At 72.2% G+C, this 20,946-nt stretch carries 21 protein-coding genes; 7 read left to right on the top strand and 14 right to left on the bottom strand.

The window, feature by feature from the left end:
• The first annotated feature begins 13 nt into the window (after positions 1-13).
• Complete coding sequence (locus tag DFJ69_RS27200; protein WP_116025215.1) at positions 14-226, top strand: MbtH family protein; 213 nt, start codon at positions 14-16, stop codon at positions 224-226.
• A 16-nt stretch (positions 227-242) separates the two neighbouring features.
• On the opposite strand, the gene DFJ69_RS27195 is transcribed toward DFJ69_RS27200, so the two are convergent.
• The 11 genes from DFJ69_RS27195 to DFJ69_RS34500 form a co-directional block, all read right to left on the bottom strand.
• A complete protein-coding gene (locus DFJ69_RS27195; protein ID WP_116025214.1) occupies positions 243-2,021 on the bottom strand; it encodes an ABC transporter ATP-binding protein in 1,779 nt (592 codons plus the stop codon).
• 28 nt (positions 2,022-2,049) lie between these two features.
• A complete protein-coding gene (locus DFJ69_RS27190) occupies positions 2,050-3,732 on the bottom strand; it encodes an ABC transporter ATP-binding protein (protein WP_116025213.1) in 1,683 nt (560 codons plus the stop codon).
• A complete protein-coding gene (locus tag DFJ69_RS27185; protein WP_116025212.1) occupies positions 3,719-4,462 on the bottom strand; it encodes a (2Fe-2S)-binding protein in 744 nt (247 codons plus the stop codon). Before DFJ69_RS27185 ends, DFJ69_RS27190 begins: the two co-directional genes overlap by 14 nt.
• Positions 4,463-4,833: 371 nt before the next feature.
• Complete coding sequence (locus DFJ69_RS27180) at positions 4,834-5,532, bottom strand: ATP-binding cassette domain-containing protein (protein WP_116025211.1); 699 nt, start codon at positions 5,530-5,532, stop codon at positions 4,834-4,836.
• Positions 5,529-7,325, bottom strand: coding sequence for a phosphate ABC transporter permease (locus tag DFJ69_RS27175; RefSeq protein ID WP_116025210.1), 1,797 nt, complete (start codon positions 7,323-7,325; stop codon positions 5,529-5,531). Before DFJ69_RS27175 ends, DFJ69_RS27180 begins: the two co-directional genes overlap by 4 nt.
• Positions 7,322-8,227, bottom strand: coding sequence for a phosphate ABC transporter substrate-binding protein (locus DFJ69_RS27170; protein WP_116025209.1), 906 nt, complete (start codon positions 8,225-8,227; stop codon positions 7,322-7,324). The genes DFJ69_RS27175 and DFJ69_RS27170 overlap by 4 nt, the downstream gene beginning before the upstream one ends.
• A 390-nt stretch (positions 8,228-8,617) precedes the next feature.
• On the bottom strand, positions 8,618-9,919 hold the full coding sequence (aroA, locus tag DFJ69_RS27160; RefSeq protein ID WP_116025207.1) for a 3-phosphoshikimate 1-carboxyvinyltransferase: 1,302 nt from the start codon (positions 9,917-9,919) through the stop codon (positions 8,618-8,620).
• A 44-nt stretch (positions 9,920-9,963) separates the two neighbouring features.
• A complete protein-coding gene (locus DFJ69_RS27155) occupies positions 9,964-10,440 on the bottom strand; it encodes an SDR family NAD(P)-dependent oxidoreductase (RefSeq protein ID WP_116025206.1) in 477 nt (158 codons plus the stop codon).
• Positions 10,437-10,772 (bottom strand): hypothetical protein, encoded by a 336-nt coding sequence (locus DFJ69_RS27150; RefSeq protein WP_116025205.1) that lies wholly within the window; start codon positions 10,770-10,772, stop codon positions 10,437-10,439. Before DFJ69_RS27150 ends, DFJ69_RS27155 begins: the two co-directional genes overlap by 4 nt.
• A gap of 1,035 nt (positions 10,773-11,807) precedes the next feature.
• On the bottom strand, positions 11,808-12,098 hold the full coding sequence (locus DFJ69_RS27145; protein ID WP_147312427.1) for a cupin domain-containing protein: 291 nt from the start codon (positions 12,096-12,098) through the stop codon (positions 11,808-11,810).
• Between the two features lie 217 nt (positions 12,099-12,315).
• Complete coding sequence (locus DFJ69_RS34500) at positions 12,316-12,483, bottom strand: hypothetical protein (RefSeq protein ID WP_170177793.1); 168 nt, start codon at positions 12,481-12,483, stop codon at positions 12,316-12,318.
• Between the two features lie 249 nt (positions 12,484-12,732).
• Between DFJ69_RS34500 and DFJ69_RS27140 the strand changes: the two genes are divergently transcribed.
• Together DFJ69_RS27140 and DFJ69_RS27135 are read left to right on the top strand one after the other, a co-directional pair.
• Positions 12,733-13,098, top strand: coding sequence for an ArsR/SmtB family transcription factor (locus tag DFJ69_RS27140; RefSeq protein WP_170177792.1), 366 nt, complete (start codon positions 12,733-12,735; stop codon positions 13,096-13,098).
• A complete protein-coding gene (locus tag DFJ69_RS27135) occupies positions 13,095-13,676 on the top strand; it encodes a DUF2703 domain-containing protein (RefSeq protein WP_147312426.1) in 582 nt (193 codons plus the stop codon). Before DFJ69_RS27140 ends, DFJ69_RS27135 begins: the two co-directional genes overlap by 4 nt.
• Positions 13,677-13,931: 255 nt before the next feature.
• Here the strand turns inward: DFJ69_RS27135 and DFJ69_RS27130 are convergent, their stop codons facing one another.
• Positions 13,932-14,279: an ArsR/SmtB family transcription factor gene (locus DFJ69_RS27130; protein WP_116025201.1), complete on the bottom strand. Its 348-nt coding sequence runs from the start codon at positions 14,277-14,279 to the stop codon at positions 13,932-13,934.
• A gap of 158 nt (positions 14,280-14,437) precedes the next feature.
• On the opposite strand from DFJ69_RS27130, the gene DFJ69_RS27125 reads away from it, so the two are divergent.
• Positions 14,438-16,003 (top strand): FAD-dependent oxidoreductase, encoded by a 1,566-nt coding sequence (locus DFJ69_RS27125; RefSeq protein WP_116025200.1) that lies wholly within the window; start codon positions 14,438-14,440, stop codon positions 16,001-16,003.
• Between the two features lie 187 nt (positions 16,004-16,190).
• On the opposite strand, the gene DFJ69_RS27120 is transcribed toward DFJ69_RS27125, so the two are convergent.
• On the bottom strand, positions 16,191-16,853 hold the full coding sequence (locus DFJ69_RS27120) for a response regulator (RefSeq protein WP_116025199.1): 663 nt from the start codon (positions 16,851-16,853) through the stop codon (positions 16,191-16,193).
• Entirely contained in the window at positions 16,850-17,977 is a 1,128-nt protein-coding gene (locus tag DFJ69_RS27115) for a sensor histidine kinase (RefSeq protein WP_116025198.1), read from the bottom strand. Before DFJ69_RS27115 ends, DFJ69_RS27120 begins: the two co-directional genes overlap by 4 nt.
• A 212-nt stretch (positions 17,978-18,189) precedes the next feature.
• On the opposite strand from DFJ69_RS27115, the gene DFJ69_RS27110 reads away from it, so the two are divergent.
• From DFJ69_RS27110 to DFJ69_RS27095, 3 genes are all read left to right on the top strand, one after another.
• Positions 18,190-18,561 carry a DUF6223 family protein gene (locus tag DFJ69_RS27110; RefSeq protein WP_116025197.1) on the top strand — a complete coding sequence of 124 codons (372 nt, stop codon included), beginning with the start codon at positions 18,190-18,192 and terminating at the stop codon, positions 18,559-18,561.
• A 208-nt stretch (positions 18,562-18,769) separates the two neighbouring features.
• Positions 18,770-19,858 carry an ArsO family NAD(P)H-dependent flavin-containing monooxygenase gene (locus DFJ69_RS27105; RefSeq protein WP_425453383.1) on the top strand — a complete coding sequence of 363 codons (1,089 nt, stop codon included), beginning with the start codon at positions 18,770-18,772 and terminating at the stop codon, positions 19,856-19,858.
• Between the two features lie 476 nt (positions 19,859-20,334).
• Complete coding sequence (locus DFJ69_RS27095) at positions 20,335-20,865, top strand: pyridoxamine 5'-phosphate oxidase family protein (RefSeq protein ID WP_116025194.1); 531 nt, start codon at positions 20,335-20,337, stop codon at positions 20,863-20,865.
• The last annotated feature ends 81 nt before the right edge of the window (positions 20,866-20,946 follow it).

Genomic DNA, 20,946 nt, shown 5'->3' with positions numbered 1-20,946 from the left:
GAAGGAACGTCTGATGAGCACCAACCCGTTCGACGACCCCGAAGGCAGATTCCTCGTCTTGGTCAACGAGGAGCGTCAGCACTCGCTGTGGCCGTCGTTCGCCGACGTCCCGGCCGGCTGGACGGTGGCGTTCGGCGAGGACACCCGTGACGCATGCCTGACTTATGTCGAGGAGCACTGGACCGACCTGCGTCCCCACAGCCTCGTCGAGGCCATGGAGGGCTGAGAGGTCGGGCGGCCGGTCAGTGGTCGCGGCCGTCGGACCAGGCACGCCACAACGCGGCGTACCGGCCCCCGGCGCGGACGAGTTCGTCGTGGGTGCCGGTCTCGGCCACACGGCCTTCCTCGAGCACCACGATCCGGTCGGCCGTCGCCGCCTGGGTGAGCCGGTGCGCGACCACGAGCGCCGTCCGTCCCTCGACCGCCGACGCGGCGGAGGTCTCCAGCGCCCGTGCGCCCGCGCTTCCGGCCTCCGCCGTGGCCTCGTCCAAGACGACCACGGGCGGGTCGGCCAGCACCAGCCGGGCCAGGGCGAGCTGCTGCGCCTGTGCGGCGGTCAGCCGGTGGCCGCTCTCGCCGACCACCGTGTCCAGGCCGTCCGGTAGCGCCTCCGCCCAGCCGAGCGCGCCGACACGGTCGAGCGCGTCGCGCAGCGCGTCGTCGGTGGCGGTGGGGCGGGCCAGCCGCAGGTCGTCGGCGAGCGTGCCCGCGAAGACGTGCACCTCCTGCGTCACCAACGCGACCCAGGCGTCGCCCGACCCGTCGGCGGTGACGGTGATCTCGCCGCCGTCCGGCCGGTGGATGCCCGCGATCAGCCTGGCCAAGGTGCTCTTGCCCGCGCCGCTGGCCCCCACCAGCGCCACCCGTTCGCGGCCCGCGATGTGGAGGTCGATGTCGTGCAGCACCGGATGACCGGGCCGGTAGGAGTATCCGACGCCGCCGACGCGGACCGAACCGTCCGCCGGCCCTTCGTGCTCGGCCGCCCGGTCCGCCGGGGCGGAGATGTCGGCGACGCCGACCAGTCGGGCCAGGCCCGCCGTCGCGCTCTGCGCGTCGTCGACCAGCCCCAGCGCGATGTTGATCGGGGCGAACAGGTTGTGGAAGTACAGCGCCGCGGCGCCGGCCGTGCCGATGCTGACGGCATCGCCCCGTACGAGCAGGAACCCGGTGACCAGGACCGCCGACAACCCCACGAACTCGGCGAGGTTGAGCCGCGAGTAGAAGCGGGTGAGGAGTCGTACGCCGCGTAGCGCGAGGTCGACGGCCGCCTGCGACTTGGTCCTGACGCGTTCGGTGTGCTCGTCCTCCAGGCGGAAGGCCCGGACCGTGGACGCGCCGCCCACCGCGCCGAGGAGATCCTGCTGCTGGGCCCCGATGGCGACGCGCTGCGCCGCGTACAGGCGGACGGCACGGCGCACGTACCAGCGCACCGTGTGGGCCTGGATGGGGACGGCCAGCAGCGCCACCAGCAGGAACCGCCAGTCCAGGACGGCCATGGCCACCAGGGTCAACCCGATGGTCAGCAGCGACCGGGCCAGCGCGGGCACCGCTTCGCGCACCACCGTGGTGATCACCGACACGTCGTTGGTGACACGGGAGGTCAGGTCGCCCGAGCCCGCCCGCTCGACCTGCTCCAGCGGCAGCCCGAGCGCCCGCTCCACGAAGCGCTCGCGCAACGTCGCCAACATGCCCTCGCCGGCGCGGGCGACGAGGCCGAGGCCGTAGGCGGTCGTCACCCCCTGGACGATCGCGATCGCCACCAGCCAGACCGCCGGCGCGGTCAGCGCGGACGCGGGTCGTCCCTGCGCGACCAGGTCGATGACATGGCCGAGCACCGGCGCGGTGAGCAGCCCGACGGCGGTGGCGGTCACCAGCGCCGCGAACCCGCCCAGGGCGGTGCGCCGGTGCGGTCGCGCCAGCTCCCGGACGGCCGCGCGGGTGCGCGCCGCCGAGGCGACGGGCAGCAGCTCGCGCTCGCCGTCGGCGCGTTCCTCGGTGACGCGCTCGTCGGTGACGGTCATCGGCGGGCCCTTCTTCTCTCGGGACGGCTCAGAACAGGACGGCGGCGCGATAGGCCGGATGCTCACGCGCGAGGTCGCCGTGGGCGCCTTCGGCGATGACGGCGCCACCGTCCACGAACGCCACCCGGTCGGTCTCGGCCAGCAGCGCCGGGCTGGTCGCCACCACGATCGTGGTGCTCCCCTCCCGTACCTTGCGCAGGCCGGCCGCGATCCCCGCTTCGGTGACCGCGTCGACGGCGGTGGTCGGGTCGTGCAGCACCAGCACGGGCGCGTCGACGGCGAGCGCGCGGGCCAGGGCGACCCGCTGCCGCTGCCCGCCCGACAGCGACCGCCCGCGCTCGGACAGCACGGTCGCCGTGCCCTGCGGCAGGTTGCGGGCGACCTCATCGGCCGCCGCCGCGGCCATCGCCTTCTCCGCCATGCCGTCCGCGGACGCCGCGGTGACGTTGTCCAGGAGGGAGCCCTCGAACAGGTCGGCGTCGTGCTCGGCGACCACGATCACCCGGCGGATCTCGGCCGGATCGAGGGTCCGCAGCGGAACACCGTCCACCTCGACCTCGCCGGACTCGGGGTCGGCGGCCCGGCCCAGCAGGCGCAGCAGCGACGTCGCGGTCTTCGGGTCGGTCGTCACGACGCCCAGCAACTCGCCGGCCGCGACGTCCAGGCTCAGCCCGCGCACCGCGCCGTCGCCGCAGGTCACCTCGCGCAGCCGCACCGCGCCGCGCACCGGCTGCGGCAGGACGCCGTCGCCCTCGGCCACGGCGGGCGGTGAGCCCAGCACCGAGGCGATGCGGGCGGCCGATGCCCGTCCCTGCGCGAACTCGCCGTTCGCCCACGACAGCAGGGACAGCGGTGTCAGCAGGAACTGCGCCAGACCCACCGCCGTCACCAACTGCCCGACGGTGATGTCCCCGGACACGGCCAGCCGCCCGCCGACCAACGCGACGATGGCGATGAACACGCCGGTCAGCATGAGCATGCCGCCGTCGTGCCAGGCCTGGGCGCGCGCCGCGCGCACGGTCGCCGCCAGGGAGGCGCGGCTGGTGGCCCGGTAACGCTCGACCGCCGACCGCTCGGCGCCGATGCCCTTGAGCACCCGCAGACCGGCGATCAGGTCGGCGGCCACCCCGGACGCGTGCGCGGCGCGCTCCTGCTCCGCGCCGCTGCGGCGTTCCAGGGGCTTGCCGAGCACGTGCGCCAGGCCGAGCAGCGGCGGAATGCCCAGTAGAACGAGCAGGCCCAGCGGCACCGACATCCAGAGCAGCGCCAGACCCCCGGCCACCAGACCCGCCAGCGACGCGATCGCCGCGCCCAACGCGACGTGCACCGCGCCGACCCGCTTGGCGTCGCCGGTCGCGACGTTCACCAGCTCGCCCGGAAGGCGGCCCGACTCCGCACCTCCCCGGGGGTCGAGCGTCCGCCGGGTCAGCTCCAGGCGCAGCTCGTGACCTGCCTGCTCGGACGCCCGCTCGGCGGCGCGGAAGCTGAACCGGAAGCTGAACGACAGCGTGACGAAGACCGCGGCCAGCACGGCGATCCAGGTCACCAGGGCACCGCCGTCGCCCGGCACGATCGCCTGGTCGATCACCACGCCGATCACGACGGGGACCAGCACCTCGCCGCCCTGGTGCGACGCGGCCAGCGCGGCGCTGAGCGCCGCGTGGCGCCACTGCCCGAGCAATGCCCGCCGCAGCACCTCACCCTGACGCACGTGCGCCCCCGATCACGCAGCAGGTGGGGCAGGCGTCCGCCTCCGGCAGCGTCACCCACAGACAGCACGTGCGGCGTCGCAGCTCGGGCAGCTCCACCAGCCCGGCCACCGGATCGCCGACCGACCGCAGAAGCGCGGCGGCTTGGGAGGCGTCGCCGGGCGCGGCGGTGACCAACGGGTAGACCAGGGCCTCGGCCACCGACCCCCACAGCCCGCGCCGACCGGCGCGGGTGAGCTCGTGCAGGGCGTCGATCAGCGGCGCGCACACGTCACGCAGAAGCGTGGCGGCGATGGCCGCGCCGAGATCGTCGTCGTTCCCGGTGGCGACGCGCAGCTCGCTCACCGCCACCCGCATGTCCGCCTCCTCGGAGGCCCGCAGCAGCGTGGTGTCCAAGGTCAGCAGTGGTACGCGCCGGTTGAGGGCCCAGCCCGTCGCGACCGGCAGGGCCGTCCAATACGACACGTTCTTCCACCAGAGGGCCGCCGCCACATGCGATGGCGCCCGCCAGCGGCGCTCCGTCCGTGCGATGAGCGTACGCAGCCGCTCGTGGGGCGACCCGATCAGCTCGGCGGCGGTGAACCAGTCTTCGCCCGTCCCGACCAGCCCCGGCTCCACGCCGAGGGCCTCCCCGCCGTCGGCCTCGGCGCGCAGCCGGCCGATGAGCGGTCCCAGCGCGTCCTCGGCGGACCGCCCGACGGCGACCGCAGCCCCAGCCCGATTCGCGTTCACAGACCCTCCGCCATCCCTTTAATAAGGGAAGGCTAACCTAAAAGTCTGCTTTGCGCCGAGGTGCTCCAGGCGAAGGCGGGGCGTTCCTTCGCACCGTACTCTTTCATCGATCGCGCCGATGAGGCGGCCGTGCACGAACCGTCTCCCATGCTCCAGACGCTGATCGGCATGCGGTGGGCACCGGCGGAGGCCGAGCGTCGCACCTCGCCGGCGGCCGGATCCGCCGGCGAAACCCTGAGAGTCCGCACCGAGGCCTGTCCCCGGCGCGGACTCCCCCGGTCGTGCACCGACGGGTTCGCCCTCATGCCTCTCCCAGGCCGCAGACGCCTCACCGCACCTCGATCGGGCACGGCGGTGACGACCCGTGGGAGCTAGAGCATGCTCTGGGCGCCCGCCGCCGCCCCTTGATGGCCGGCGCCGATGGCCACCGTGGTGGAGCACAGGCGCTCCACCTGGTTCATGTCGTGCGAGACCAGGATCATCGTGCGCCGGCCGCGCAGGGACTGCAGCGTCGCCTCGACCTCGGCGGCCGACGCGCCGTCCAGCGAACTGGTCGGCTCGTCGAGCAGGATCAACTGGGGGTCCAGGGCCAGCGCCCGTGCCAGCGCCAGGCGCTGTCGCTGGCCGACGGACAGATCGCCGGCGGGGGCGTCCAGGCGCTCGGCCACCTCGTTCCACAGGCCCACCTCGACCAGGGCGGACTCGGCGCGCTTCCGCAGCTTGCCGCGGGGGGCGCGGACGACGTGCCGGATCCCGAAGAGCACGTTGGCCAGGATGCCGCCCGGGAAGACGATCGGCACCTGGGGAACGAGCACCGCGCGTGCGCGCAGGTCGGACAGCGCCGCAGGGCTCTGCGCGGTCACGTCGATGTCGAGGACGCGTACCTCCCCGGCGGCCTGCAGGGTCTCCGGCAGGAGGCCCACGAGCGCTCTGAGCACGGTGGACTTGCCCGCCCCGGAGGGCCCGCACAGTCCCATGGACTCCCCGAGGGGGAGGGTGAACGACACGGGGCCGACCAGCGGACGTTGAGCGGTTCTGATCGTCAGATCACGGACTTCGGCTGCGTTCACGCGCGGTCCCTTTCCAGACGTCGGCGAATCGGGATGGTCGAGGCCAGCAGGAGGGCGATGATGATCACCAGGACGGCCGCCGATCCCCACGCGGCCTCGAGCGCGGCCGGGTCGGCGGCGTCCTGGGCCAGGTTGAACACGTGCGTGGGCAGGCTGACCACGGGCTCGTTCACGACGCCGGACGGCACCGCGCTCGCCCCGGCGAACACCGTCGCGGCGAACAGCAACGGGGCCGTCTCCCCGGCGGCCCTCGCCAGGCCGAGCAGCAGCCCGGTGACGAGGGCGGGACGGACGTGCGGCACCAGCACCGAACGAACGACCTGGCTTCGACGCAGACCCAGCGCTCGCGCGGTCTCCAGGCGTTCCGGCGGCAGGGTCGACATCTGGGCGGTGATGGCGAGGGTGACGATCGGTATCGCGACGAGCCCCAGCAGTACCGCGCCGGCCAACCAGCTCTTCCCCCATCCCAGAGTCGAACCGAAGAACCAGTAGCCGGCCAGACCGAGGAGGATCGTGGGAATGCCGCCGAGCATCACCACGCCGGTGCGCAGCCACCGGGCCGAGCGCGGGCGCGTGTACTCGCCGATGAGCAGGGCCAGGGCGAGTCCGAGGGACGCCGCGATGACGCCCGCCGCCGCGACGAGAAGGACCGTGCCGACGACCTGGTCGCGTACGCCGCCGGCGCTGGCCCCCACCGCCGGGCTGAGCCAGAAGTCCGGGTGCAGGGCCCGGGTCCCACGGCTCGCGACGGCGATGGCGATGCCCACGGTGAACAGGACCGGCAGCAACAGCGTCCCGCGCAGGAGGACCAGCACCGCACGGTCACGGGCGGCACGGTGTCGCGGTGCCCCGGAACGCGCCCGGAAGACCCGTCCCGGCCGGTTCAGCCGCCGGGACTGGGCGAGGACCGTGAGCGCGGCGACGATGCCCAGCAGCAGGATCCCGAGCGCGCACAGCGCCGCCCAGCCGGCGCCGCCGGTGCCGACGAGCAGCGGTTCCGGGCCGCCGAGCTTGGTGGTGATCGTCTGGCCGGGACGCAGCAGGGAGTCCAGCATCTGGCCCGGCCCGGGGAGCGGTCCGTCCGCACGGCCGATGACCAGGAAGATGGCCACCGTCTCCCCCAGCGCCCGAGCCAGTCCCAGCACCCCGCCGGCCAGCATTCCGCCCCGGGCCAGCGGGAGCACCGCCGAGACGATGACCTCGCTGCGCGACAGTCCGAGCGCGGCGGCGGTCTCCCGGACGCCGCCGGGCACGTCGGCCAGGGCGTCGACGGACACCGCGACGACGGTCGGGAGCACCATCACGCCGAGCAGCACGCCGGCGGTGAGCAGCCCGTCTCCCCCGGGCACGTTGAACAGCCCGCTGACCAGGGGCCGCAGCAGGGCCACACCGAGGAGGCCGTAGACGATGGACGGGACCGCGGCCAGCAGCTCCACGGCGGTGCGCATGAACCGTCTCCGGCGCAGCGGGGTCAGCTCGTTCAGCGCCAAGGCGGCGGACCAGCCGAGCGGCAGCGCGATGAGCAGGGCGATGACGCTGACCACGGCCGTGCCCCACAGCATCGTCGCCGCACCGAAGAGTCCCTGCTGGTGGCTCCAGTCGTCGGAGGTGAGCAGACGACTCCAGTCGACGTCGCCGGAGGTCACCCCGATGACCAGGAAGGCCCCCAGGACCACGGCGCCCGCGCCCACGGCCGCCGCGCCGGCACCCGCCGCGCCGGTCACCCAGCGGGACGCGTGCGGCCGGTCGGACCGGGGCGCGAGCGCGGTGCGCACACGGGTCGCGCCGATCACCGGCGGCCGAGGTTCTCGAGGTTGAGGTAGCCGTGCTTGGTCACCAGCTCCTGGCCCGGTGTGGAGAGCACGAAGTCGATGAACCGGCGCGCCTCGCCCTTCGGAGGGCCGTCGGTCACCAGGAGCAGCGGCCGAGCCAGGGAGTACTTCCCCGTGCGGACGTTCTCGGGGCTGGGGGTGATGCCGTCGACCGCGACCACGGCCAGCGCCGGGTGCCCCTGAGCGAAGGCCACCGAGAGCGGCGTCACCGCCCCGTCCGTCGACGCCGTCTTGGTGCGGCCCTCCTCGTTGCCGCCGACGATGGCGTAGCGGCCGCTGTTCGGCGGGGGCGGAGCGGTGACGCCCTTGCCGTACATGAAGGCGTCCAGGACCTCGCGGGTGCCGCGGCCGGGCTCCTTGTCGTACACGTAGACGGGCACGTCCGGCCCGCCCAGCTCGCGCCAGTTGGCGACCTTGCCTTCGAACAGCCGCCGGAGCTGCTGCCGGGACAGCGACTTGACGCCGCCGTCATAGACGTTCCGGCGGATGACGATGCCGACCGCGTCCTGCCCGATCTCGGTGGTGGTGAAGGTGACCTTGGGGTGCTGCCTTCGCTCGGCGTCGCCGACCGGCTTCGAGCTCATCGCGATGTCGATCTGGCCGGCGGCGAGCTGGGTGAGTCCGCCGGCCGATCCGCCCTGGGTGTCCACGGTGATGGACATGCCCCGGTCCCGGAGGATCTTGGCGGCGTCGGCCGCCACCGGGTTGACGGTCGTCGAGCCGCTCACCCGGAGGGTGGTGCTCTCGGCCCCGCCGGCGCACGCCGTGGAGGCGGCGAACACCACCAGGCTCGCCGCGACGCCCACGATGCGGCTGCGCCGCCGGTCCGAGCCGAACGAGCGGTGTCTGCTGGGAACGTTCATCACATGTCTCCGCGACTTGTAGGGGGTTGGGGTACGCGGAACCGGGCCCCGGGTCGGGCCGGTGCCGAGGGGTGACGCGGGTCGGGAGGGGTCAGCCCGCCGCGTCGATGGTCGGGGCCGTGGCCGGCGCGCCGTTCATGGCCGCGGTGAAGCGGGCGCGCATGGTCACGGGCGGAGGGATATCGGTGGCGCGCGGCGGCATGGGACCGGCGCGACGGTCGGTGAGGGCAGGGATCGCGCACCGGGAGAGCCGGGCCCTCAGCACCTCGAGATGGAGCGTTCCGTCGCCGGCGGCGAGCCTTCCGCGGACCTCGCGGAGCAAGGGGTGGAAACGCGGTGTTTCGGACTCGACCCGTCGCTGGGCCGGCGGGATTCCCGGGGCGACCTCCATCAGCCGTTGCCCCGGAGGCCCTGGAAGACCTCCCAGAAGTTCGGGAACGACTTGACCACGCAACCCGGCTCGCGGATGACGACTCCCGGGGTGCGCAGTCCGGCGACGGCGAAGGCCATCGCGATCCGGTGGTCGTCGTAGGTGTCGATGACGGCGCCCCGCGGCTCCGTGCCGCCGTGCACCGTCATGGTGTCCTGCGTCGTGTCGACGGTGACGCCCATCTTGCCCAGCTCGGTGGCGACCGCGTCGATCCGGTCGCACTCCTTGACCCTGAGGTTGCCGATGCCGGTGATGTGCGTGCGACCCCGGGCGAAGGCGGCGACGACGGCGAGGGTCGGGGCCACGTCCGGCATGTCACCCATATCGATGTCGATGCCGGTCAGCGGACCGCCGGTCACGGTGATGCCGTCGGTGTCGCTCGTCGCCGTGCAGCCCATGTCGACGAACGCCTTGACGAGCCCGACGTCGCCCTGATGGGAGCCCGGGCCGATGCCGGGGATGGTGACCCGGCCGCCGAGGACCGCGGCGGCGGCCAAGAAGTACGACATGCCGGAGGCGTCGGGCTCCACGGCGATCTCTCCACCGCGGTACCGCTGACCGCCGTCGACGGTGAACGTGGAGAATTCGCGCCGCCCCACGGCGATCCCGGTCTGCCGCAGGGCGGCGATCGTCATGTCGACGTAGGGCTTGGAGACCAGGTCGCCGACGACCTCGAGTTGGACGCCCTTCTCGGTGACCGGGGCGCTGATGAGCAGGCTGCTGGTGAACTGGCTGCTCACCGTTCCGTCGATGCGCGTGGATCCGCCGACCAGCGCCGAACCGGGGATCTCGATCGGGGGTGAGCCGTTGCCGTGTACGGCTCGCGCGTCGACGCCGAGGGTGTTCAGCGCGTCCAAGAGGTGGCCCATCGGCCTCTCGCGCATGCGCGTGTTGCCCGTCAACACGGTCCGCCCCTCGGCGAGGGCCGCCATGGTGATGAGGAACCGGATCGGCGTGCCGGCGTTTCCCATGTCGATCGCGGTCTCCGGGGCTCGCATGGGACGTCCGAGGGGGGTCACCGTGATGGTCGCCGACTCCGCATCCAGGTCGACGTCGACGTGCCCGAACGCCCGCAGCGCCTCCGCCAGCAGGATGGTGTCCTGGGAGTGGAGGGCGTTGCGCAGGACCGTCTGCTCATGGCAGAGCCCGGCGATGGCGAGGAAGCGATTGGTGTAGCTCTTGGAGCCGACGACCTTGACGGTCGCGTCGAGCTCCCGGAGGGGGACGATCTCGGTCTCGGGGAGTTCCAGGATGTTCGTCATGGGTCCGCCTGTCCTGCCCGTCGTTGTGGGGGTGTCGGGGATGGTCAGCCTTGACGGTCTTGGTGTGCTCGGTGGACCTCGTGCCGGGCCGCCTGGGCGTGGAAACGCGGCACGAGAAGGTCGATGGTGACGTGGGGTGGTCGGGTGACGTCCTCGGCGACGACCGGGCCGACCATGGCCGCGTCGCCTCGAGAGCGGTCGGTCATGGGCTGTGGCCCGAGGACGTTCGGCTCGTCCATGGCCCGCCGGTCGGCCCGCGCGATGGTCCCTCCGGCGACGTCGACCAGGACATCGCATCGGTCCAAGCGGGCGGCCGGAGCCCTGACGGCGGCTCGGTCGGTGACGTCGACCGCCGTCGGCGCCATCTGCTTTGCAACGTTCCCAAGGGGTTCCGCGCGTCGGCCCGTGAGCACCGCCCGGTAGCCCTCCGCGGCCGGGCGGCAGTCCGTGGCCGCGCCGATCCCGCCACCGGCTCCCGTGATCACGGCGGCGCGGTGACCGTGGGCGGACCGGCCCCTCATGAGGTCGGACGGCCCTGCTCGGCGGGGCCGGTGGCTCCATCGGGCACGACCGAACGACTCGTCTGCGCCGGCCGGACCTGCGCTCCCGGCCGGAGACGCGACACGGGGAACGCGTCCGCAGGCGTGGACACGGTCTCGACATCACCGCCGAGGGCCTTGCCGGCGACCACGTCGGGAAAGTGGCGAGCCGCGTCGAGCTCCCGGGCCGCCTTGGACGGACCGTGCACACCCGGGACGGGGCTCGTGCTCTGCGGGAACGTGCGGAGCACTCCTCGCGGACCGGGCCCGACGTCGGCGGCGGTGTCATCCGCTGCCGGCCGGGGGCCCGGCATGACGGAGGCGTCGCGCGTCGATCCGCGCGAAGGCCCATGATGGTCCCGGTGCGTCATGTTGTTCGCCTCCCATATTCGATGATCGAATTACCGGCCGGCCACTGCCGTTCTTCCCTTGCCGTCGCCCTGTTCGGTCGCGGCGTCCGGGATGAGGCGGCACCGGATCCGGGACGCTCCACCACTGCCGGATGCACCTCCTCCTGAAGACCCGCACTTGTGCACGAGCCGCCTTCAATGAGTGGTTTCACTCCGCGAGACCGTCGCGGTGCGGCTTGGCCGTACTGCACAGCCGCGCCGCCCAGGTGGCGTTCTCGCCGTGCGCCCCGGGCAGCCGACTCACGCCACATGGAAACCTTCGCCGCAGCGGTATGCGACTAATGAAAATTAATACGCGATTGCGGCGGCGACGTCCAGACGATCGCCGGGCGAGATCAAAGAGTTGCCGGCCCCGAATGACGACGATGTCTACATCCTGCCTGGTCAGACCGGCTGTAGCGGGCCATGCAGAAGGCCGGATCCAGGGCCGGACGGCCGAGGAGTGACCGAATATCCGATCGACCTGGCCCGAATTCCACAGGAAAGTGCAACTTGCATGATCGACGACGATGGATGGATGCCGGTGTCCCGAAGTACGTGCTTTGCCCGATACCCTCGAACTCTCTTAGCACAGCACCTACCGACGGACGGATGCCATCAGCAGACATCCGCCATTATGGTCTCGCCATAAATCGGTCGCCTGTAACTCTCAGAGCCGCAGAGCCGTCGTCATGCCACGACATCGGGCATTGAGGACCGACACCGCCACCGTGCTCCGTCGTCGATAGACCTTCGTTCGACGGCACACCGAAATACGCCCGCGTCACCCGGAACACCGTCATGTCATACAACGTTGACGGCCCATCCAAGTCTGAAAACGGACCATGGAGAATACGATGCTCGACGACCCATTCCCGAACGCCCGGCCGTAGGCTCCGAGCAGGCACCGGACACGACCCCTCGGACGAGCGGGGCGAGGACGCCGGCGTCCGAATCGGGTCAGAGGTTGACGGAGATCACCTTGCCCGGCCCAGAGCCCCTCGCCGTGGTCAGGGTGTGCGGCACGCCCGGCGCGATGTGGAAGCCGCTCCCCTGCGTCAGGAAGACCTCCTCGGGCGCGGCCGGGTCGCCCCACTTCGGGCGAAAGTCACCCTCCATGCAATGGATGATCTCGTGGGCGTCGTGCCCGGTGTCGAACGCCGCCTTGTCCGGGTCGCCGACAATTCTTTTGCGCCGAAGCCGCGCGTTGCGCGAATCGCGGATTCCGATGCACACCATGTCATTGCGCATGTCCGATGAGAGTGCGATCCGCCAACATGCCAGGGAGTGAGCGCGACACGGGACGCGGGTGTCGGGCGGACATTCCAGCAGGTCAGATCGACTGCCCCATGACCGGGTTCCGGGAATGCTCTCGATGCGGGGCGCGCGGAATTCGTCCCCGCAGAGCCCGCACCGACGGGTGACCACAATGACTTCCACTCAACGAACAAGCGTTGTGGTCCGTGTTCTAGCGGTCGGCGCGCGCTCCGGGCTCGACCGGCTTCGCTTCCGCTCGCTCCTGCGCCGTCTCGGTCTCGGTCACCTCGTCCTCAGGGACCACGCTGACCGAACCGCAGCAACTGTCCAGCTCCTGCTTGGACTCGCCACCCAAGACCTTTTTGAGGAATCCCGCCATGTTCCGTTCTCCCGTCCGTGGAGTCGGACCCACACGAATGGCGGCCCGGGAGGTTCGCCCGTTGGGCTCCGGCGCCACTCGACCGAGTCGCCGGATCAAGGGTCGTCCAACCCTTGATCATTGAACATGACTCATTACTATCAACAGCATTCGCAGGTGTCAACGGCCGATGTCGGGCCTGACCTCCCGACCGGCGACGGTCTCAGGGCAGGGTTGACGGCCGCCCCCAAAGCTTGCACACTTGCGCAAGTGAGCAAGGATTTGACGACCGGTCATCTCGGTGCGGTGCTGTCGCACCAACTGTTCCGCGCCCTGGGCGACCCGACGCGGGTGCGCCTGCTGGATCTGATCGCCGAGCGATGTCGCGCCTGCTCGGTGTCCGAGCTGGCGGACTGCCTGGACGTGGACCTGTCGGTGGTGTCCCGGCATCTGACCCTCCTGCGGGCGGCCGGAGTGCTGAGGGCGACCAAGAGCGGCCGCAACGTGCTGTACGAGATCCAGTTCGACTCCCTCGCCGAGGCCCTGCGCGGCATCGCCGACGCCCTGGAACGCGCGCGCGAGGACTTCGAGCCCACCGGCTCCCGATCTTCCCTCGATCTGGAAGGACCGCCATGACCTCGATCACCGGGTCCACCGAGGCCCCGACCTCCGTCCGCGACCACCTGCCGGGCACGGCTCCGGGCCCTCGGGAGGACGCCCCGCCCGGCGGCCCGCCGGAGGCACGGCTGACGGTGGAGTACTGGACCGTCGCCATGGACGGCGACGACTCCTGCGGCTCGTGCGATGAAACCCTCACGACTCTGCGGCACATGGTCGCCCGGGTACGGCCCCTGGCCCGATCGCTGGGCATCGACGTCGACGTGACCCACCGCGTCGTCGCCACCTGGGGCGAGGCCTTGGACCACGAGATCGTCGCGTCGCCGACCATCCGCGCCGAGGGCACCGAGCTGCGCCCCTCCCACCCGGACGACTCCGAGAGGCGGGAATGGCGGTGGCGCGGCGACACCGGTGACACCGCACCGGGTCAGGCGCTGCTCGACCTGCTCGTTCGCGCGCTGGCGGTCCGCAGCCGACGCCTCAGCGCCCATCTCGACCGCCGAGGCCCGGCGCCCTACGTGCGCCAATATCTGCAGCCGGCCCCGTCCGCGGCCGAACCGACCTCCTCGGGCAACGGTCCCGCCACCTGCGGCTGAGCGCGTTCGCCGGGAGCGGCGCCCTGACGGCCCGAACGCAGGCCCTGTTCCCGGCTCGCCCCCTCGGCGCGTGGTGGAACGCGACCTGCATCCGTGGCCCGCCCGGGCCGGCCTGGAACGGAGCCCTGGACGAGCAAGGGCGTCCTCGCCATCACGATGGCGTCTCGACGGCCCGCCCGGGCCTGGCACCGCCTCGCCACACCGCACGGCGTGGGCGACGACGCCCGTGTCGTGAGCCGGGCATCGTGAAGGCGTTCAGGCGGGCACGGGCAGCGCGAGCAGCCCCGACATGCGGGTCAGCGCCTCGGGCACGAGCCGGTAGTACACCCAGGTCCCGCGCCGTTCACCCTTGATCAGCCCGGCCTGGCGCAACACCTTCAGATGGTGCGAGATGGTCGGCGCGGACACCTCGAACGGCCCCGTGAGGTCGCACACGCACGCCTCTCCGCCCGCGGCCGACGCGATCAGGTTCAGCAGACGCAGCCGCACCGGGTCGGCGAGCGCCTTGAACACCGCGGCCAGTTCCACCGCCTCGTCCTCCGCCATCGGAGGGCCGTTCAGCGGGGCACAGCAGGTCGCGGCGTCCGACTCAGATTTAGACATACATCTAATTTGACGTAAATCGATGCAGTAGGGCAAGCTGGAGTTGATTCGACAGCGATCGAAGCAAGGAGGTCGCGGCGACCACCGTCCGGCGCTCGTGTCCGTGGTCTCCGCCCTCGACCGTTCCACCGAGCCCTTCCGACCCTGAAGGAGCAACGATGAGTGACAACGTCCCCCACGAGCACGCCGACGGAACCGCCGCCTCGTGCTGCGGGGTGAGCGCCTGCTGCACCTCCGGCGAGCAGTCCGTCGACGCGACGACCACCGTCCGGCAGGCCAAGACCGAGGCGGGCTGCGGCTGTGTCGACGACGCCTCCGACCAGGCCCTGCCGGTCGTGGTGATCGGGGCGGGTCCGGTCGGGCTGGCCGCCGCCGCGCACCTGGCCGAACGCGGTCTGGACTTCCTCGTCCTGGAGGCCGGGCAGCAGGTGGGGGCCGCGATCGCCGAGTGGGGTCATGTGCGGCTGTTCTCTCCGTGGCGGTACGACACCGACGCCGCCGCCCGCCGACTGCTCGAGCCCACGGGTTGGAGCGCACCGCCGGCCGACAGGCTCCCGACCGGCGCCGAACTCGTCCGCGACTACCTGGCACCGCTCGCGAAGGTGCCCGCGCTGGCCTCGCAGATCCGCACCGGCACCCGGGTCGTCGCCGTCACCCGTGACGGCGTCGACGTCACCCGCACCGTCGATCGTGACGACCACCCGCTGCTGGTGCGCACCGTCGCGGCCGACGGGACCGTGCGGGACCTGCGCGCCCGCGCGGTGATCGACGCCTCCGGAACGTGGGGTCGCACCAACCCCCTCGGCCACTCCGGCCTGCCCGCGCCCGGCGAGGACCGGGCCGCTCCCCACCTGGCCGGCCCGTTGCCCGACGTCCTGGGCCGTGACCGGGACCGGTTCGCCGGACGCCACATCCTGGTCGTCGGCATGGGCCATTCGGCCGCCAACACCCTGCTCGACCTCGCCGAACTCGCCGCCGGCGCCCCCGGCACCCGCATCACCTGGGCGGTCCGCTCGGCTTCGGTCACCCGTCTGTACGGCGGCGGCGACGCCGACGGCCTCCCCGCCCGCAGCGCCCTCGGCACCCGTCTCAGGCACGCCGTCGAGGCCGGCACCATCGAACTGATCCGCGGCTTCACCATCACCCGCCTCGCCACCGCCGGCGGCGCCCTTCAGGTGGTGGGCACGACCCCGGACGGCGAACGCACCCTGTCCGCCGACACCGTGGTGGGCGCCACCGGCTTCCGCCCGGACTTGGACATGCTGCGCGAGGTCCGCCTCGAGCTCGACCCCGCCACCGAGGCCCCGATCAAGCTCGCCCCGATGATCGACCCCAACTTCCACAGTTGCGGCACCGTCCCCCCGCACGGCGAACGCGAGCTCGCCCACCCCGAGAAGGGGTTCTACCTCGCCGGGATGAAGAGCTACGGCCGTGCTCCCACGTTCCTCCTGGCCACGGGGTACGAGCAGGTCCGTTCCATCGTCGCCGCCCTGGCCGGTGACCGGGAGGCCGCCGACACGGTCCAGCTCGACCTGCCCGAGACCGGCGTGTGCTCCACCGATGCGCCCGCCGACGACGCGCAGATCGCCGTGGAGGCCTCCTCGTGCTGCGGCGCCGCTCCCGCCGAGCCCGTGACCATCGACCTCCGCGAACCCGCCGGGCTCGGCTTCGCCACCGGCCAGGTCCACGGCTACTCCGGCGAAACCGAACACGCCAACGCGTGAGATCCGCGACGAACCGTTCATCCGAGCCGGCGGCGGCCACCACGGCCGCCGCCGGCGCCTTCCCACGGACGAACGACCGCGGGCGGCGTCCCCAACGACGCACGGGCCCCGCGGGGTCGCGAGGACTTGGTCACGCTCCCCTGCGTCGAGGCCAACGCCGAAGCGGCGCCGCCGGGTGCGTACGACGTCAGAGATCGCGGGGGACGACCAGGCCGCTCTCGTAGGCGAGGACCACGAGTTGGGCGCGGTCGCGGGCGTGGAGCTTGGTCATGGCCCGGTTGATGTGGGTCTTGGCGGTGAGCGGGCTGATGACCATGTGGCGGGCGATCTCGTCGTTGGACAGGCCGCGGGCGACCAGGGCGACGGCCTCCCGCTCGCGGCCGGTCAGCTCGTCCAGTCCGGGGCCGGTGCCGATGGGGGGCGTCTGGGTGACGTACCGGTCGATCAGTCTGCGGGTGATGGAGGGGGCGAGCAGGGCGTCGCCGCGGGCGGCGACGCGTACGGCGTGCAGAAGGTCTTCCGCCACGATGTCCTTGACCAGGAATCCGGCGGCCCCGGCGCGCAGGGCTTCGAGGACGTACTCGTCCATGCCGTAGTTGGTGAGGATCACGACGTGGACCCGGGCCAGCTCCGGGTCGGCGGCGATGCGCCGGGTGGCCTCGATGCCGTCGACGACCGGCATCTGGATGTCGATGAGCACGACGTCGGGCCGGTGCTCTCGAACGAGCGCCAGGCCCTCCGCGCCGTCGGCGGCCTCGGCCACCACCTCGATGTCGTCCTCGATGCCGAGGAGCGCACGGAACCCGCTGCGGATGAGCGGCTGGTCGTCGACCAGCAGGACGCGGATCACGAGGCCCCCTTCACGGGGAGTTCGGCCTGGACGGTGAAGCCGCCTTCGCGGCGCGGTTCGGCGCGCAGCCGGCCGCCGAGGGCGGTGACGCGTTCGCGCATACCGAGCAGCCCCAGTCCGGGTGTCGGGCTGTCGTCCGGCGTGGCGTCGCCGTCGTCGTCGACGCGGATGGCGAGGGCGTCGGGACGGGAGTCGATGCGGACGGACGCGGTCGCCGCGGCGGAGTGGCGGGCGATGTTGGTCAGCGCCTCCTGCACGATCCGGTAGGCGGTCCGGCCCACCGCGGCTGGCACGTCCTCTCGAGGCCCGTCGAACGTCAGCGTCGTGTCCAGGCCGGTCATCTGGAACCGCTTCACCAGCTCCGGGACGTCGTCGAGCCCGCAGGGCGGGGTCCTGTCGTCGTCGCGCAGCGCCTCCAGGGTGGCGCGCAGTTCCCGGGTCGCCTCCTGGCCGGCCTCCCGGATCGCCAGCAGCGACTCCGGCACCGGCTCACCTCGCCGGCGGGCCACGTGGACGGCCGCCTCCGCCTGCACCTTGATCACCGAGATCTGGTGGGTGAGGGAATCGTGCAGTTCCCGCGCGATGCGCAGCCGCTCCTCATCGGCGCGGCGCCGCGCGGTCTCCTCCCGGGTGCGTTCGGCCTCGTCCGCGCGCCGCTCGGCTTGGCGCACCGCCTCACCGGCGGCGAAGGCGGCGATCAGCCAGGCCAGTTCGAGAACGTTGCGCGCCTCTTCGACGGCCGCGCGCACGGCGCCGTCGTGAAAGACGAGGGCCGAGAGCTGGATGGCGACCAGCAGGGTCGCGGATGCCGCCACCGTGAGGACGCGGTGCCCGGCCCGCACGGCGCCGTACACCGCGACGAGATACGAGACGGCGAGCACCTCGAAACCGGCCGCCTGGTGACCCACGGCGCACAGCCCGGTGACGGCCAGGACAAGGAGCGGAGCCCGCCGGCGCAGGGCCAGCACCAGGCCCCCGGCCGCCAGCAGCGCGATGCCGAGCATCTCGCGGTTCCCGTCCGGGTGCTCCCCGGACAGCCCGGTGGTCAGCAGCAGCGCCGCCACGGCGACGGCCACCGCCCAGTCTCCGATCCCGGCCGGAACACGGGACCGCCCAATGTCCATGCGGGCACCTTAGCCCGATGCCACAACGGACGAATCCCGCCGGTGGACGAGCCCTCGCCTGCCGCGCCCGCGGTACCCGCGCCGGCCGCCTGCCGCGTCCGCGGTACGCGATTGCGGCATCGGCGGCAGCGCGAAAGGTCTGCGTTCGCCAGATGCCCGGCGATGTGGTCGGCGGTCATGCTCGGACCACCTTGAACGAAGGGAAGAGGAACATGAGCGCATCACAGACCCTCATGGCGGCCGCCGAGGGCGGAGTCATCGGCGACGGGCGGACCGGGGCGAACCTCGCCCTCGGAATGGGCCTCCTCGGCGTGGCCATCGGCTGGCCGACCTCGGCCCGCACCGGCCATGTCGGCCGCGTCGGCGCGATGTCGGCCCTCGCCGTGGGAGTGGCGGCAACGGCCCTCGCGATCCTGCATCTGGCCACCTCCAGCGGTGGCCCCGGCACCGGCAACGGGATCGTCGGAGCCATCGCGGCCATCCCCCTGGGCCTGATCGCCATGGCCCTCGGCTACCGTGCGCTGTCCCGCTCCCGCCACACCGGCCGACCGGCTCACCGCCCCTACGAACGCACCTCCAGGTGAGGTAACACGGCTGCCGAGCCGCGCAACGTCCACAGCGCCCGTCCCCCGACTCGGCGGTGATCGGTCGACGCGGCGGAGCCGATCCGCCGGGCGGCGGTCGCCGCCACGTGAGGGCCGAGAATGGCACACTCGACTGCGACCCTCGGACACCTGCCGGAGGACGGACCGCGTGACGAGTCAAAGCGCTACTGCCGATTCCGGTGGGTTGTTGGACGTCGTCGTGGTCGGTGGGGGTCAGGCCGGCTTGGCGGCGGGGTTCTACCTGCGGCGTGCGGGGCTCGGCTTCGAGATCCTGGATGCTCAGGAGGTGCCGGGTGGGGCGTGGCCGCATATGTGGGAGTCGCTGCGGTTGTTCTCTCCGGCACAGCACAGCTCTTTGCCGGGGCGGCCGATGCCCAGGGTCGAGGGCTATCCCGGTAAGCGGCATGTCGCGCGGTATCTGGCCTCCTACGAGGAGCGATACGACCTGCCGGTGCGTCGTCCGGTGCGGGTCGAGGCGGTGCGCGCCGAGCCGGACGCGCTGCGGGTGGAGACCGACCGCGGGATGTGGCGGGCCCGTTGTGTGGTCAGTGCGACGGGGACCTGGTGGCAGCCGTATCTGCCGCACCATCCGGGACGGGCCGCCTTTCGTGGCCGGCAGTTGCATGCGGCCCGGTACCGACACCCGGAGCCGTTCGGAGGGCTGCGGGTCGTGGTGGTGGGCGGCGGGAACTCGGCGGCGCAGATCGTCGCCGATCTGGCCGGCCACGCGGACACGACGTGGGTGACGCGGCGGCCTCCGCGGTTCCTGCCTGATGACGTGGACGGCCGGGCGCTGTTCGAGGTGGCGACTCGGCGGAGGCAGGCCCTGCTGTCGGGCGAGGTCGATACCGGGGGTGTCGGCGGGCTGGGCGACATCGTGGTCGTGCCGCCAGTGCGGGCGGCCCGCGATCGTGGGCTGCTCGCGGCCCGTCCCCTGTTCTCCCGCCTCACCGCGGAAGGTGTGGCGTGGGACGACGGAACGCGTCTGGCCTGCGACGCCATCATCTGGTGCACCGGTTTCCGACCCGCGCTGCGTCACCTGACCCCGCTCGGGCTGCGCGAGGGGGACGGGACGATCGCGGTGAACGGCACGCAGTCGGTCGCCGAGCCGCGGCTGTTCCTGCTCGGTTACGGCGACTGGACCGGCCCGGGGTCGGCGACGCTGATCGGCGCGGGCCGCGACGCACGCGGCACCGTGGCCGCCATCACCCGGCTGCTCTCCAGCACACGATCGGCCGACCCGCGGATCTCGCACCACACGACGGACGGCCGCTGAAACACGCCGGGAACGGGGCCTGGCAACCGTACGGCAGGCCCCGCCGCGCACCGGCGTCACCGTCAGCGGTCGGCCGAGCTCGGCGTCGCGGGCACCAGCACGCTGGACGTCGCCCCCGCTCCGGCCGGGTGCTGGAGGACTCCGTGAGCCTGAGCGGCACGATCGTCAGTTGCGCCGGAGGCATCATGTACGGCGCGCGGGGCAGGCTGACCTGCGAGGAGACCACTGCGGGGCCCAGGCAGGGGTGGAAGCGGAAGCACGTCCACGAGGGGCCCGGGGCAGCCTGGGGCGTCCCGGCCGATCACCGCGATGGGCCCCTGCTCCCATGAGCCGGTCGCCGTCGACCCGCGCACCGGGTGCGTGTACGCCCCAAGACGGCCGAAGAAACATGACATAAGGTGTCAGGCTTTTGGACGATCATGGCTTCACGGTCGGCGTCGACGTCGGCCCCAGACCACGGATGGACAAGGACCGCCATGCGCGAAACGGTAGAAGAGCTCCATGAGCTGCAGACCCTCCTGGACGCCTCCCTCTCTCGTTCGACCTCGCATCTCCGCTCGATCATCAACACCGAAAGAACCCTGACCGCAGGACAGCTCACGCAGGTCCTCGTCGGTATGTGCACCCTCGCCCTGTCGACCGTGACCGCGAAGGGCGAACCTCGGATCAGCGGCGTGGACGGGCACTTCCTTCACGGCAAGTGGCACTTCGGCACGGCCCGCAACGCCGCCAAGGCCCGCCACCTGGCGGCGCGCCCCGCCGTCAGCGTCGCCCACATGCGCGGTGAGGACCTGGGCGTGTTCACACACGGCACGGTCGAGATCCTCAACCCCGAGGACGGCGACCCGGCCGAGGACTGGCCGGACCTGCTCGCGTACTTCAAGGACTTCTACGGCGACGACCTCTTCGACTGGGACAAGGAAGTGGTCTACTACCGGCTGCACCCGCACTGGATGGCGGTCTACGCCCCCGACTTCGCCAAGCTCGTCGAGGCGTCCCGAGACTGAACCCCCGTATCGGGGAACGGCTCCCGAACCCCTCGGCAACCCAAGGCCGACATCCGGCCCGCTCACCCCTGTCGCCTGCGG

The organism is Thermomonospora umbrina, from assembly GCF_003386555.1.
Lineage (GTDB): Bacteria > Actinomycetota > Actinomycetes > Streptosporangiales > Streptosporangiaceae > Thermomonospora > Thermomonospora umbrina.
The sequence above is the reverse complement of the archived record's forward strand: the minus strand, read 5'-3'. Positions and strand labels throughout refer to the sequence as shown.